The organism is Streptomyces sp. NPDC050121 (assembly GCF_044460385.1).
Taxonomy (GTDB): Bacteria; Actinomycetota; Actinomycetes; order Streptomycetales; family Streptomycetaceae; genus Streptomyces; species Streptomyces soliscabiei.
The window spans coordinates 87,716-102,765 of the sequence record NZ_JBITJV010000009.1 but is presented as its reverse complement, the minus strand read 5'-3'; the positions used below and the strand labels follow the sequence as shown (position 1 = coordinate 102,765).

Sequence of the window (15,050 nt, the reverse complement as noted above, 5' to 3'; positions counted from 1 at the left end):
TCAGGACTCGCACGGAGGGTCGTACGACAGCCTGGGCAGGTACTCGTGCCACGTGTCGGCCGTCAGCACGCCCCGCGTGGTCGCGCAGATACGGCTGATCGCCGCGTCGACGTCCAGGTTCCACAGCCGTACGGTGTCGGCGCCGCTGGAGACGCCGAGCAGGTGGCTGCCCGGGCTGAACGACAGGAAGTTGCCGGTCTTGGCGTTGGGGCTCATGGACTGCCCGATGGGGGAGGCCCCGTCCGGGTCGGACACGTTCCACAGCCGGACCGTGTTGTCGTTGCCGCCGCTCGCCAGGGTGTGGCCGTCCTGGCTGAACGTGAGCGACACGACCGCCTCGGTGTGACCGGTCAGGGGCCTGCTCGACTCGCTCGCGTCGAGCGGGTCGGAGACGTCCCACAGCCGGACCATGTCGTCGTCGCCGCCGCTGGCCAGCGTATGGCCGTCCGGGCTGTAGGCGAGGACGTTGACGGGTCCGCCGTGCCCGGTGAGCGGTGCGCCGAGGGGGGTGACATGGCGGGGGTCGGTGACGTTCCAGAGCCGGATGGCGGCGTCCGCGCTGCCGCTGGCGAGGGTGCGGCTGTCCGGGCTGAAGACCAGGCTGTTGATGTAGCCCTTGTGGCCGGTGAGCGGTGCGCCGAGCTTGACGGCACGGGACGGGTCGGCGACGTCCCACAGCTGGATGGTGCGGTCGTCGTACGGCGTCGCCAGCGTGCGCCCGTCCGGGCTGTACGTCAGCGTGTCGGAGCCCGTGAAGCGGGTCCGCAGGGTGAGGGGCTTGCCGTAGGGGACGGGCCGGGTCGGGTCGGTGACGTTCCACAGATACAGCAGCCGGTTTCCGTTCAGCACGGCGAGCGTGCGGCCGTCGGGCGAGAACGTCAGCATGCGCTGGTCGCCGTCCCCCGGCATGAACGGTTCTCCCATCGCCACGGGCCGGCCGGGAACCCGCACGTTCCACAGCCGGATCCGCCCGTCGCGCGCGGCGGTGGCCAGCACCTGCCCGTCCGGGCGGAACGCGCCGCTGCGGCCGACCATGTCCGACGTCGGCACCGACCACAGCCGCACCTTGCTGTCGCCGCTGCCCGTGGCAAGGGTCCTGCCGTCGGGGCTGAAACCCACGGCGTACATCTCGCCGCTGCCTCCCGCGAGCGGCTCGCCGACCTGCGACGGGTAGGCGGGGTCGCTGACGTTCCACAGGCTGGCCGTGCTGTCCGCGCTGCCGGCGGCGAGGGTCCTGCCGTCGGGGCTGAAGGCCACCGACCAGACGGGACCGGTGTGGCCGGTGAGCGGTGAACCGAGCTGGGTCGTACGACGCGGGTCGGCGACGTTCCACAGCCTGATCGTGTCGTCCGCGCTGCCACTGGCGAGGGTGTCGCCGTCAGGGCTGAAGGCGAGCGAGTGGACGGTGTCGGTGTGCCCGGTGAGGACCTCGCGGAGGGGCTCGGGCCGACGCGGATCGGCCGTGTCCCACAGCCGGATCGTGTTGTCGTCGCCGCCCGCCGCGAGGAGCCGGCCGTCGGGGCTGAACGCCACGGAACGCACGGCCGCCGTGTGCCCGGTCAGCGGAGCGCCGAGCAGCCGGACCCGGTCCCGGTCGGTCACGTCCCACAGCCGTACGGTGTGATCCTCGTCGGCCGAGGCCAGCGTCCGCCCGTCCGGGCTGAACGCGAGCAGATAGATCGTGCCGGTGCGGCCGGTCAGGGGCGCCCCGAGCGCGCGCGGGCGCGCGGGGTCACGGACGTCCCACAGGCGGACGGTGCCGTCGTCCCCGGCGCTGGCGAGGGTGCGGCCGTCGGGGCTGAAGACCGCGCTGCTCACCCAACTCGTGTGCCCGGTGAGCGGCTTGCCCAGCGGCCTCGGGTGCGAGCGGTCGCTCACGTCCCACAGCCGGACCGTCCGGTCGTAGCCGGCGGTGGCCAGGACCTTGCCGTCCGGGCTGAACGAGGTGAGATAGACGGCGCCGGTGTGGCCGAGGAGCGGCGTGGCCAGCGGCGCGTTCACGATCGAGATCAGGCGGTTTCTCGTGCCCTCGTCGTCCGGCCGCAGATCGTGCGCCACCAGGTCGAGCTGGGCGGACAGCGACGGATCCGTGTACTGGACCCGGTCGGCCTCCGCGACCACCTGCTCGAACACGGCGTCGTTGCGCTGCTGCCACGCGACGAAGGCTGCGCCGACGGCGAGGATCGCCAGCACCACCAGCGCCGACACCGCACTCCGGAGGATCCACACCGTGCGCCGGCGCAGCCGGACCGACGCCGCCAGGAACTCCACCGCGCTGCGGGTCAGGAACGTGTTGCCGGCCGACTTCGCCCAACTGCGGGCCTGCTCCAGCCGGGAACCCCGGTAGAGCAGCGCCGAGTCACGGTGCGAGCCCTCCCAGGCCCGGCCGTCCTCCTCCAGCCGCTGCCGCAGCAGATGGTCGCTGCGGTCCTCGTCGATCCAGTCCCGCAGCCGGGGCCAGGCGTGCAGCAGCGCCTCGTGGGTGATCTCGACGGTCTCCGCGTCCAGCGTCACCAGACGGGCCCGCACCAGAGCTTCGAGCGACTCCTCCGTCTTGCCGGGATCGGTCGACTCCGCCGCCAACTGGCGGCGCGTGCCCCGCCGCCGGGTGGCCTGGGTGTCCTCCCCGAGCCGCACCAGCCGCAGCAGGAGCAGCCGCGCCGCGGCCCGCGCGGCGGGGTCGAGCCCGGACCAGGCGCGTTCGGCGGTCGCCGCCACGGCGCCCTGGATCCCGCCCGCCGCGCGATAGCCGGCCAGCGTCAGCCGACCCGCCTTGCGGCGCTGCCAGGTGGCGAGCAGGGCGTGCGAGAGAAGGGGGAGCACGCCGGCGTGCGCTCCGCGCGGCCCGTCGACGGTCACCTCACGGATGATCAGCTCCGCCAGCCCCGGTTCGAGTTCCAGCCCCACCGCCCTGGCCGGCCCGACCACCGCCTCCCGCAACTCCGGAGTGCTCAGCGGACCGAGCACCATGTGCCGGTGCTGCAACGCGTCGGAGAGCTCGGGGTGACTGAGGCACTGCTCGTAGAAGTCGGCGCGGATCCCGAGGACGACGAGGACGGGGGGCAGGTCGGCGGCTTCCTCCGCCTTGCCGCTGCTGCTGCTGCTGCTGCTGCTGCCGCTGCTGCTGTCGCTGTCGCTGTCGCTGCCGGCGGGGGTGCAGGCCGCGTGCAGGAGCTGGATGAAGAGACGGCGGACAGCGTCGTCGGAACAGAGGGTGAAGGCCTCCTCGAACTGGTCGACGATGATGACGGGGCGGGCGGGGGAGGGGGATGAGGGCGAGGGTGGCGGCGGGGTCGAGGGAGAGGCCGGGGGCGGGGTCGAGGGCGAGGTCGCGGGAGAGGCCGGGGGCAGGGTCGCGGGCGACGGGGTGTCGTGGGTGGCCCACGCGGTGACGGCCTTCCGTACTGCGTGGGCGAAACGCGGGCCGTCGGGGGCGGGCTCCCCGGCGACGACGGGGGCGAGTTCGGGGATGTGGCGGGTCAGCTCGGCGAGGGGGTCCGCGCCGGGCACGAGCTGCAGGACCTTCGCCCCGCCGCTCTGCTCGCCCGGCGCGTCGCCCATCGCGCCGTTCTGCAGCGCGGGCACCAGGCCGGCGCTGAGCAGCGAGGACTTTCCCGCCCCGGAGGCGCCGACCAGCATGACCAGGCCACCCGTCCGCTCCACCGCGCGAAGCTGGGCGACGAGCGCGTCCGTGCTCCGCTCCCGGCCGAAGAACCAGCGGGCGTCCTCCTCACGGTACGAAGCGAGCCCCCGGTACGGGCAGACGCCGCCGGGGACGCCGGGCCCTTCGGACGGAGGCCGCTCCTCCTCCTTCAGCACGGAGGCGACGGGGACCTCGCCGACGACCGGATCGGCCACCGCCCGCTCCCACAGCCGCTGCCACTGGGCGAGGTCGTACAGACCGGGGGACACCGGCGTGGGCCGCGAGCGGCGCGCCTCGGGTATCAGGACGTGCAGCACCGCGGCGAGGGCGGCGAACTGCGCGGGAACGTTTCTGGCCCGTCGCCAGTCGCTGATCCGCTGGGCGGACACCCGTACGGGCCGCCCCCGTTCATCGACCCGCCGCAGCCGGACGACCGCCTCGGACACGCGCTTGAGGGGAGGGTTGCCGGCCTCCTTGTACAGCAGCGCGAGTCGTTCCGCGAAGGCTGTACGCGCCCCCGAGTCGGGACTCAAGGCCTCCACCCCTTACTTCCCCCGCACCTGGAAATCCGGACCGGAAAACCCAGTTTATATGGCTGACCTGCGAAGAAGGGGTTGACCGGACACCGGATCCTCCTCGGATCGGGCCTCAGCTGGCACGATCCCGAGGAAGAAGCGCATCTACCGGGCGCGGTCGACAGCCCCTCGACGGGGCGCGGTCGACGCCGTCCGCACCGTTCGGCAGCGGTCCGCACGAGGGGAGGGACCGGTGCCGAACGGTGCGGCGTGTGCACCGCCTCGGATTCCGTCGATCAGCAGTCCCGCGGGGACGCGACGAACCTCCCGCCCGGACATGACGAACCTCCCGCCCGGACATGACGAACCTCCCGCCCGGACATGACGAACGTCCCGCCCGGACGTGACGGCGGTGGTTCTCCCCACCTTTCTGCCCTGGTTGTCAGTGGCGGCCCTTACCGTTGTGTGAGCTGGTGATGGCTCGCTGTCGGGGAGGGGGAGGCACGTGCGCAGGGTTCCGCCGGAGATGTTCCGGTTCACCATGGGGGATCGTGCCGATCTCTACGGGGCGGTGCTGCGGGCGTTCGGCGCGGCCAACGAGCGGCTGGAGACGGCCCTCGGGCTCGACGAGGTCCGGGCGCGCCTGCGGACCGTCGGCTGGCTGGACGCCATCACGGACGAGGGACTGCACGACGCACTCGGCAAACTCAGGGAGTGGAACCTGCTGGACGTCGTCCAGAACCACACCGAGAACTACCGCACCGCGGAGGAGTACGAGCGCCGCAACCTCCAGTACTCCCTGACCCGCCAGGGCGAGGCCGCCATCGCGGGAGTGGAACACGCGCTGGCCGTGCTCGCGTCGACGGGGGCGCTCCAGACCGCCGTACTGGAGGCGATAACCGACCGGCTCGACGAGCTGTACGTCCTGCTGGAGCAGCCTTCCTCGGCGGACCGCCGGATCTTCAGCACCCTCCAGGAACTGGAGGGGCACCTCGAAGCGCTGCTGGACAACACCAAGACGTTCAACGGGGAACTGCAGCGGCTGCTGCGCGCCGAAGGAGCCGATCCCGGGGTCTTCCGGGAGGTGAAGGCGGCGACGGTGGCGTATCTGCGGGAGTTCCTCGTCAACCTGGACCGGCGGGGTGCCGGGGTCGCCGTGGCGGTGGCCCGCGTGGAGGAGCGCGGGGTCGGGCTGCTGCACGAGCGCGCGCTACGGGGCGCGGAACTGCCGCCGGCGGCCGGATCGGACCCTGCGGCCGTGTGGCTGGAGCGGCGCAGGGCACGCTGGGCGGGGCTGCGCGCGTGGTTCCTGCCGGCCGACGGGTCGCCGCCCCGGGTCGAGCAGTTGCACGACGTGGCCCGGCGGGCGATCGTCTCGCTGCTGCAGGTGCTCGACCGGATCACGGAGTCACGGCGGCGCTCGTCCAGCGCCGTCCAGGACTTCCGGGAGCTGGCCCGCTGGTTCGCCGCCGCGCCGGGGGAGGAGGACCTGCACCGGCTGTGGTCGCTGGCCTTCGGACTGGGGTCCGCGCGCCACGCCCACCTCGCGCACCCCGACCCCGAACTGGTCCCGGCGTCCCGGACCTGGGCCGCCGCACCGCCGGTGGAGGTGTCCGCGCTGCTGCGCACCAGCGGCCGCACGGAGCGCTTCACCCGCACCGGCAGGGTGCGCGACATCTCCGCGACGAGAGCCGCGCGAGCCGAGCGCGCGCGTCGGGAACGCGCCGAACTGCAGGCGGCCTGGCAGGTGCTGACCACCGACGGGCGGCCGGTACGGCTCTCCGCCTTCGGTGAACTCGACCCGGCGGCGTTCGAGCGGCTGCTCGACCTGCTCGGCAGAGCACTGTCGTCCCGCCCTGACAGCACAGGGGTGCGCCGAGCCGTCAGCGCGGACGGCGGAGTCGAGATCCTCCTGGAGGGCGGGGCCGCGGCCGATGACAGGACCGCTCGGCTGCACACCGCGAACGGCGTGATGAGCGGACCGGATTACGTCGTTCGGATCGGCGGCGTGGACACGGCCGCCGGTCGGACGCCGGCGGGACGGGCGGAGACAGGTCAGGCGGCGGGACGGGCGGAGGCAGGGCAGGCGGCGGGACGGGCGGAGGCAGGGCAGGCGGCGGGACGGGCGGAGGCAGGGCAGGCGGCTGTAGGGCCGGGGACCGTAGGGTCGGGGGCCGTAGGGTCGGGGGCCGCGAGGCAGGCGGCCGCCGGGTATGAGAAGGCCTCGTCGGCGGGGCGCGAGAGGGCTTCGTCGGCCGGGCACGACCAAGGCCCGTCGGCCGGGCGCGAGGAGGCCGTGGGATGAGCACGCTCGCCAACCAACTGGTGGTGGTCGAACGGGAAGAGGTGGCGCGGGGAATCCGTCTGCTGCTCGCCCAGCCGTTGATCACCGAGCGCGGTGACCCCGCGGCCTTCGAGGTGGTCCGGCGCCGCAAGGAGCCGCTGGCCAAGTGGTTCGACTACACCTGCGGCTGGAGTCTGGTGGTGGAGCCGCGGCGCGGCTACGCCCGGCTGGTCAAGGTCCGCCCGGACGCCGACGCCTCCCGGCCCGCCCTGCGTCCCCGAGCGGGCCGGGCGCCCTTCGACCGCCGCAGGTATGTGCTGTTCTGCGTCACCGCGGCGGAGCTGACGTCCGTTCCGATGACGACCATCGGGCTGCTCGCCGACCGTGTCGTACAGGCCATGGCCGCCGACCCGGCGCTGGAGTCGTTCGACACCACCAGCCGCCGGGAGCGGACGGCCTTCGTGGACGTCCTGAAGCTGCTGGAGTCCTACGGCGTCCTGGCGGTCGTCGACGGGCTGACGGAGGCCTTCGTGGACACGGCGGAGGCGAAGGTCCTCTACCGGGTGGACGTCACGCTGCTGATGAGGCTGCCCGCCGCGCCCGTGGGGCCGTCCCGGCTGGCGCTGCCCGCGCAGGAGGTGCCGGGCCGCTTCGAGGAACTGCTCGCCGAACTGATGCGGGAGCGACGCTACGGCCCCCCGCCCGCGACGCAGCCCATGGCCACCGGCACCAGTACGGGTATGGGCACGGGCACGGGCGACGAGGCGTTCGTGGTCTCCGGGACCCGGCGAAACCTGTGGCTACGGCACTCCGTACTGCGCCGCCTCTTCGACGACCCGGTCCTCTACCGGGAGGACCTGACCGACGACGAGCTCGCCTACCTCGCCTCCCCCACGGGGCGTCAGATCCTGCGGCGCGCGGCGGAGCAGGCCGGACTCGTCCTGGAGGAACGCGCGGAGGGCTACCTCCTCGTCGACCCCGACGCCGTCGCCACCGACTCCAGGTTCCCGGACGACTCCTCGACCGCCCGGGTCGCGGCGCTGCTCCTCCTCGAACGCATCGCCGACACGCCCGAGGGCGCGACCCCCGAACAGCTCGCGGCATCAGCGTCCGAGCTGCTGCACCGCTTCCCCCGCTGGGCGAAGGCCTACCAGGCCGCCGAAGGTGCCCGCCGGCTGGCCGACGACGCCGTGGCGGTGCTGCGCGACTTCGGCCTGGTCCGCGGCACCGGCGACCGGGTCGTGGCCCGCCCGGCCGCCCACCGCTACCGCGTCGCCGACACCACCACCACGACGGCCACCACGACGGCCACCACGACGGCCACCACGACCGCCGCCGCGACCACCACCGCGACGGTCGCCACCACGGACGGGGAAGGAGGCTCGTGGTGAGCGTGACCGAACTGCCGGTACGCGGCACGGACCGGCCGACGGACGGCATCGCTCCCACCCGGGCCCGCTGGCAGCCCGTCCGCGCCGGCATCCTCAACGTCTGGCGGTACTACGACGAGACGTTCACGTTCCACGAGGGGCGCCTGCTGCTGCGCGGGCCGAACGGCACGGGCAAGTCGAAGGCGCTGGAGCTGCTGCTGCCGTTCCTCTTCGACGCGAACCTGCGGCCCCACCGGCTGTCCACCTTCGGCGGCTCCGAGCGCACCATGCACTGGAACCTCATGGGGGAAGGCGCCACCGGCAAGACCCGCGTGGGATACGTGTGGATGGAGTTCGGCCGGGCCGACGGCGCCTGGTTCTCCTGCGGAGCCCGGCTGCAGGCCAGCGTCCACACGAGCGGCGTCCAGACCGACTACTTCACCACCGTCCGGCGCCTCGGCGACCGCCCCGACGGCATCTCCCTCCTCAACGAGGCGGGCCAGCCCCTCACCCGGGCCGCGCTCGCGGACGCCCTGGAGGGCCACGGCGAGATCCACGCCACGGCCGCCGACTACCGGTCCACGATCCGCCGCACCCTGTTCGCCGGCCTCGGCGAGCAGCGCTACGAGGCACTGATCACCGCCCTGCTCCAGCTCCGGCAGCCGAAACTCTCCGAGCGGCTCGACCCGTCCCTGTTGTCCACCCTGCTGTCCAAGGCCCTGCCTCCGCTCGGCGAGACGGAGATCGGGGAGCTCGCCGAGGGGTTCGAGCGGCTCGACCGGCAGCGCGAGGACCTGAAGCGGCTCGACGAGGAGGTCAGCGCCGCGGCCGCCATCGCCGGCCGGCAACGCGGCTACGCCCAGCGGGTGCTGCGCGCCGCCGCCGCACAGCTGATCTCCGCGACGACGGACCTGGACAACCGCACCCGGATCGCCCGGGAGAGCGCGGAACAGCACCGGCAGGCCCTGCACGACCAGGAGGTCACCGGGCGGCGCAGGGCGGAGCTCGGCGAGCGGGTCGAGGAACTCGAAGCGGCCGTCCAGGGCCTGGTCGACAGCGACCTCTACCAGCAGGGCAAGGAGCTGGACCAACTCCGCCGCCGCGCCCAGGACACCGCGCAGACCGCCCACCGGCTGCGCGCCACCGCCGACGACCGGCAGCGCCGCTTCCACGCGGACGACGAGCAGGCGGGCGCCGCCGTCCGACAGGCCGAGGAATACGCTCACCACGCCCGGGACACCGCCGAGGACGTCGAGCGCACGGCCCGCACCGTGGGCATGGAGTCGGTGTACGCGGAGCTGCGCGCCGCCCTCGCCGACGCTCCCGCCACCGACGATCCCGCGCGGGAGGCCAACCGGGTCCGTCAGGTCCGCCATCTGCTGCGCGGCGCCGTCAAGGGCCGGCGCGACCAGATGGCGGCGGTCCGCGAGGCCGTCGACCGCCATGAGCGGGCCGTGGGCGACCGCACCGCCGCCGAAACCGCCCTGGACGGCGCCCGGGACGGCCTGGCCGAGGCCATGACCCGTCGCGACGAAGCGGCCCGGGAGTGCGCGCAGGCCTTGCAGGCACAGGCGGAGCTGCTGCGGGAGTGGGCCGCCGGATGTGTGGAACTGCGGATCGACGACGTCGAGGAACTGGCCGCGCGAGCCGCCGTCGAAGCGGATGTGCTGGCCGTCGTGGAGCGTGCCGTACGCGCCCAGGACCAGGCGATCACCCAGTCCGAGACCCGGTTCCGGACGGCGCGGGAGACCGCGCTGGAGCACCGCGAGCGGACCGTCCGGGCCGTCGAGGCGCTCACGGCACAGACCGACCTCCCGCCGCCCGCCCCGCCGTTCCGCACCACGGACCGTGCCACGATGGAGGGCGCGCCCCTGTGGCGGCTGGTGGCCTTCCGCGACGGCGTCCCCGAGGACGTCCAGGCCGGAGTCGAGGCGGCACTGGAGGCATCGGGACTGCTCGACGCGTGGGTGAGCCCCGAGGACACGATCGAGCTGTCCGGCCACGACACCTTCGCGGCGCCCGCCTGGGCGACACCCGCGCCGGGCCCGTCCCTGCTCGAGGTCCTGCGACCCGAAGAGGACAGCCCGGTGTCCGGCGACCGGGTGGCCCGGCTCCTCGCGGGCATCGCCTACGGGGACCAGCTCCCGCACTGGCACACCGCCGCCGTCGCCGCGGACGGCAGCTGGCGGCTGGTCGCGGCCATCGGCACCTGGAGCAAGGAGGCCCCCGCCCACATCGGCTCCCTCGCCCGGGAACAGGCCAGAGCGCGGCGCATCGCCGAACTCACCGCCCGCCTCACCGAGCTGAACACGCACCTCGCCTCGCTCGACGCGCGGCTGCGCGCGCTGCGCGAGAGCCGCTCCCGGCTCGACGCCGACCTCGCGGCCCGCCCCCGGCACCGCGAGCTCGACGAGAAACGGCGCCGCTGGGACCGCGCGGAGGAGGCGGTCGGAGTGCGTGACGACGCCGTCCGCGTCGCGGTCAAGGTGCTCGACGGGCGGGAAGCCGACGTGAGCCGTTGCCTGCGTACCCTGGGCAGGCTCTCCTCGGAACACGCCCTGCCCACCGAGCGGGGCCGCCTGAACGAACTGTCCGCCGCCGTCGATACGTTCGCCGACACGGCCGACGCATGGGCCGACGCACACCTGCACTGGGCCACCGCCCTCGGCCGCGCCACCGCGGCGCGCAGCCAGGCCGAACGCTCCCTGGAGGCCGCCCAGGAGAGCCAGGCGGAGGCCGACCGGGCCGAGACCGAGGCACGGGCGCTCGCCGCCACCCTCCAGGCCGTCGACAGCTCGGTCGGCGAGGACTTCCGCCAGATAGCGGCCCGCATCGGCGAGTTGAGGCAGGACGCCCGCCGCAGCCGCGAGGAGATCACCGCGAGCGACGGCGAACTGAGCCGCCTCCAGCACCGTATCGGCGCGCTGGAGGCGACCATGGCCGAGGACGTCCGGCGACGCGACGACGCCACCGCCACGAGAGACGCCTCGGCGCTCCGCTTCCGCCACCTGTGCCTGCTCGGCCTGCCCCAGGACTCCGGCGCCCCACCGGAACGGGCCGCTCTGCACCTGACCGCACAGGACGGCGCCCGCGCCACGCTGTACGCGGCCCGCGAGATCGCCGCCGACTGGCCGAACCTCCCCCACGAACCGCGCAACCTGGGGGACGCCGTCCAGCGCCTGTCGGAGGCGGTCCACCAGGCCCGTCAGGTCCTCGGCCGCCGCGCCGACCTCGACCTGGAAGCCGACGAGGACGTCCAGATCTTCACCGCCACCATGGACGGCGCGCGGACCGGCGCGACGGGACTGCTCCACACCCTCACCGCCGAACGGGACGGCAGCCGGGACGACATCACCGGCGCCGAGCGTCGCCTCTTCGACCAGACCCTCACCGGGGACACCCGGCGCCATCTGGCTGCCCGGATCCGTCAGGCGGGCGAACTCGTCGACCGCATGAACGGCCACCTGCAGCGGGTCCGCACGGCGTCGAACGTCTCCGTCCAACTGGTGTGGCGCATCCACCCCGACCTCCCGGCCGGCACCCAGACCGCCCGCACGCTCCTGCTCAAGGAGCCCAAGAACGTCACCGACGCCGACCGCGAGGCCCTGCACGCCTTCTTCCGGGCCCGCATCGAAGAGGCGAAGGCCAGGAACACGGCGGCCACCTGGGAGGAACAGCTCGCCGAGGTCCTCGACTACACCGCCTGGCACCAGTTCGTGGTCCGGCTCGACCGCGCGAACGGCGCCGGATGGCAGGTGCTCACGAAGAAACTCCACGGCGCCCTGTCCGGCGGCGAGAAGGCCATCGCCCTGCACCTGCCGCTCTTCGCAGCCGTCGCCGCGCACTACGAGGCCGTACCCGAAGCGCCTCGGCTGATCCTCCTCGACGAGGTCTTCGTCGGCGTCGACGCCACCAACCGCGGCCAGATCTTCGCCCTGCTCGCCGCACTCGACCTCGACCTGATGCTCACCTCGGACCACGAGTGGTGCCACTACCGCGAACTCTCCGGCATCGCCGTCCACCAACTGATCACGGGAACGGACGGCGACGACGCGGTGACCAGCGCCCGCTTCGTGTGGACGGGGACAGGCATGCAGCCGGACGAAGAAAGCGGAGCCGACGAAGGCACAGGAAGCGGCGGGAGCGGCGGGAGCGGAGGGAGCGGAGGCAGCGGAGGCAGAGGTACAGGGGACCCCGGGAGATGAGCACGCCCCCCATCCCCCCTCACCTCGCCGAGCCCCGCCTGCGCCCTCTCTGGCAGGCGGTGCACGACCGTCTGTCCTCCGGCCGCCCCGTCAGCGGGGTGCGCGTGGGCCCGCTCGACGACGACGAACGGGAGGCCCTGGCCGACCTCCTGGGCATGGACCGGCTGCCCGACCAGCGCCCGACCGTGCGTCTCGCCCGGCTGGAGGACGCCGTGGCCGAGGCCGGCGCCGGCACCGTACGGGACCTGGTCGCGCAGGTCATCGGCCCGCTCGGCGACCGGGAGGCCGAACGCCGGCGCCACGAGGACGAACGGAGCGCACTGTGGGCCTGGCTGGCGGACCACGACACCGTCCGGGCCCAGCCCGCGCTGACCGAGTGGACCGCGTACTGCCGCGCCCAGGGGCTGGTGGACGGCTCGGTCGCCCGCACCCGCGACCTGCTGACCGCCGCCCTCACCGTGCTCGCCGCGCTGCCCGCCGAGGGCGAACCCCTGCCGGTGTTCGCGGCCCGCACACGGCACGGCGACCCGCACGCCCTGGACGACGGCACCCGCCTCGCCACCCTCGTGCTGCGGGCCCTGTCCACGCTCTACGGCACCCCCGTGCCCGACGGCTCCCAGGCGCGGCGCGCACTCTGGTCCCGGGCCGGCGTCGCCGACGACGAGCTGTCCACGACGGTCCTCGCCGCCGGACTCCGCCCGTCCGGCGAGGGCACGCTGAGCCGACTGAGCCGCATCTGCTCCGAGTCCGGCCACGCCGTCTCGCTCACCCTGGCCCAGCTGAGGTCACCGGGTGACGTCCGCTTCCCCGCCCGACCCGTCCACATCACGGAGAACCCGAGCGTCCTCGCCCTGGCACTGCGCCGCTTCGGCGCGCACTGCCCGCCGCTGGTCTGCACCTCGGGCTGGCCCAACAGCGCCGTCATCCGCCTCCTGCACCTCCTCGCCGCGGAGGGCGCGCCACTGCGCTACCACGGAGACTTCGACGGCGAGGGCGTCCGCATCGCGGCCCACGTCATGCACAAGACCTCGGCCGTCCCCTGGCGCATGTCCACCCACGACTACCTCACCGGCCTCACCCACACCCCGCACGGCCCCGCCCCGGGCCGCCTCACCGAGGCCCCCTGGGACCTGTCCCTCACCCCGGCCATGGCGCGACGGGGAACGGCCCTGATGGAGGAAACGGTGGCCGCCCCCCTCCTCGACGACCTCTCCCGAGAACCCACCCACCCTTAAGCACCTGCGGATTTGTTAAGACAGCACCCCTCGCGCGAGACGGTTCCTTCCTGACAGGCTCGGGGGCGTGACGTACGTAGTGAGCGTGGACACCTGCATCCCGCAGGGCACTCCGGAGATGGACCCGCTGCAGCGCGCCGGCGCGGTGGCGCTCATCGAGGACGCCTTCAACTCGGTCAGGTCCGTCGAAGGCCCCGACGGCGTGGAGGTCGACCTCGTCGACACCATCGTGGCCGTCCATCCCGGAGGCGCCTTCCTCAAGGTCATCGTCGACGCTCCGGCGCTGGAGTTCGCCGAGGACTCCGTACAGGCCCTGGTGGACGAACTGCTGGAGCGCACGGAACTGCTGGCCGACTGGACGATCGAGCGGTGCGAGGTCGAGCTGCACCAGGACCTGGCCAAGCAGAGCCTCGACGCCGCCGACGGCCCCGACGCCCCGCCCGACGACCCCGCCGCCCGCAAGGCCCGCCACACCGAGACCCCGGCACCGGAAGGCACCGACGAGACCCACGCCGGCGAGGCGAAAGCCACAGCCGTACGAACCCGAATGCTGAAGTCGGCCGACGAACTACGCGCGTTCCCGCTGTCGACGTTCGGCGCACCCGACAGCGACGCGGACGGTGAACGGAAAGAGAGAAAAGAGGGGAAAGAGGGGAAAGGGGAGATCGTGATCCCCACGGAGAGCGCGAGACTCGCCGCCGGCGCCCTGGTCTACGCGACCGACATCCTGGTGGACGAGCTGTTCGAAGACGTGCAGGTCCTGACGCAGGAGGACGCCACCGTCGCGGAATGCGAAGGCCCCCTCTGGCACCTGGAGCGCCTTCCCGACCGCTACGCCCTCCAGTACGACGCCCGCTTCGCCCGCCGCTTCCTCGTCACCACGATCGCCATGACCACCCGTTTCACCGACGGCAGCTTCCAACGGCTCAGCTGCGTGGCCGAGGAACTCGCCCTGCGTTTCCTGCTGAGCGAGACGACCACGATCCTGGAACTGCACGGACTCCTGGACGACGACGTCTCGGCCGCTCTGGACGCGTTCGCCGCCAACGTCTACGAGGAGGACAAGGACCACGAGTGGCTCTACGACGACTCGCCGGACGCGTTCGACGAAGCCCCGGCAGGCGCGGCTCCGGGAACCTCGCCCAAGTCGTTCAGATCGTGGTTCACCCCGTTCAACGAGGGCAGACACATTCACCCATCGGCAGCGGACGAACCCGAAGGAGCGGCCCAGTAAGGGCGACCCGACCAAGTCAGCCGCGTGCGTGCCGCCGCCCCGAACCACCGTCGCCGGGAGGCGGACCTCTCCAACGGTCAGCTCGGCGCGCCCTCGCCCGGCGAAGGCACGGCGCACGGACGCACGACCATGAGCGCGTCTTCCAAGGCCGCCACCATGGCAAAGGGAAACCGGTCGAGCTCGAGACAGAGGGCGACGTCATCAGGATGGACTCCCTGCCGCACACCCTGCGCCGGCTCCGCGGCGGCAGTGGCCGGGATCCGGCATTCCTCTGATGAACGGCTCGCAAGAAGAACAGTCCTCTATGAACAATCCCACGAACGGCGGGCGCCAGGGGCGTCACCGCCGTCGCTGGACCGCCACCGGTCTGGTGCTCGGCGTGCCCGCCGTCCTCGTGTCGTATCTCCTGTTCGCTCAGGAGGACTCGCAGGAAAGCCGGGCGGAGGACAGTCCGGACACCCGCGTCGGACGTCTCGCCGAGGGCCGCTTGCCGTTCGCCCGCTCCGGCTCTGCGACCCGGACGGCAGCGGGCCCCACCTGATAACCGCGCACCTGTTCAGGGCG

At 73.3% G+C, this 15,050-nt stretch carries 7 protein-coding genes and 1 pseudogene; 6 read left to right on the top strand and 2 right to left on the bottom strand.

Annotated features, from left to right (window positions below; translation table 11 throughout):
• On the bottom strand, positions 1-4,185 hold the full coding sequence (locus ACIBTS_RS16120; protein WP_399319837.1) for a hypothetical protein: 4,185 nt from the start codon (positions 4,183-4,185) through the stop codon (positions 1-3).
• 499 nt (positions 4,186-4,684) lie between these two features.
• Here ACIBTS_RS16120 and ACIBTS_RS16115 point away from each other — a divergent pair, with 499 nt between their 5' ends.
• The 5 genes from ACIBTS_RS16115 to ACIBTS_RS16095 all read left to right on the top strand — a co-directional run bounded on the left by ACIBTS_RS16115 (position 4,685) and on the right by ACIBTS_RS16095 (position 14,486).
• Entirely contained in the window at positions 4,685-6,463 is a 1,779-nt protein-coding gene (locus ACIBTS_RS16115; protein ID WP_399320122.1) for a TIGR02677 family protein, read from the top strand.
• A complete protein-coding gene (locus tag ACIBTS_RS16110; protein WP_399319836.1) occupies positions 6,460-7,833 on the top strand; it encodes a TIGR02678 family protein in 1,374 nt (457 codons plus the stop codon). Before ACIBTS_RS16115 ends, ACIBTS_RS16110 begins: the two co-directional genes overlap by 4 nt.
• Positions 7,830-12,017 (top strand): TIGR02680 family protein, encoded by a 4,188-nt coding sequence (locus ACIBTS_RS16105; RefSeq protein WP_399319834.1) that lies wholly within the window; start codon positions 7,830-7,832, stop codon positions 12,015-12,017. The genes ACIBTS_RS16110 and ACIBTS_RS16105 overlap by 4 nt, the downstream gene beginning before the upstream one ends.
• Positions 12,014-13,252: a TIGR02679 family protein gene (locus tag ACIBTS_RS16100; protein WP_399319833.1), complete on the top strand. Its 1,239-nt coding sequence runs from the start codon at positions 12,014-12,016 to the stop codon at positions 13,250-13,252. Before ACIBTS_RS16105 ends, ACIBTS_RS16100 begins: the two co-directional genes overlap by 4 nt.
• A 67-nt stretch (positions 13,253-13,319) precedes the next feature.
• Entirely contained in the window at positions 13,320-14,486 is a 1,167-nt protein-coding gene (locus ACIBTS_RS16095) for a hypothetical protein (protein WP_399319831.1), read from the top strand.
• Positions 14,487-14,563: 77 nt separating this feature from the next.
• Here the strand turns inward: ACIBTS_RS16095 and ACIBTS_RS16090 are convergent.
• Positions 14,564-14,734, bottom strand: a pseudogene (locus ACIBTS_RS16090) (2-phosphosulfolactate phosphatase); the annotation flags it as partial.
• A 56-nt stretch (positions 14,735-14,790) separates the two neighbouring features.
• On the opposite strand from ACIBTS_RS16090, the gene ACIBTS_RS16085 reads away from it, so the two are divergent.
• Positions 14,791-15,027, top strand: coding sequence for a hypothetical protein (locus tag ACIBTS_RS16085; protein ID WP_399319829.1), 237 nt, complete (start codon positions 14,791-14,793; stop codon positions 15,025-15,027).
• The last annotated feature ends 23 nt before the right edge of the window (positions 15,028-15,050 follow it).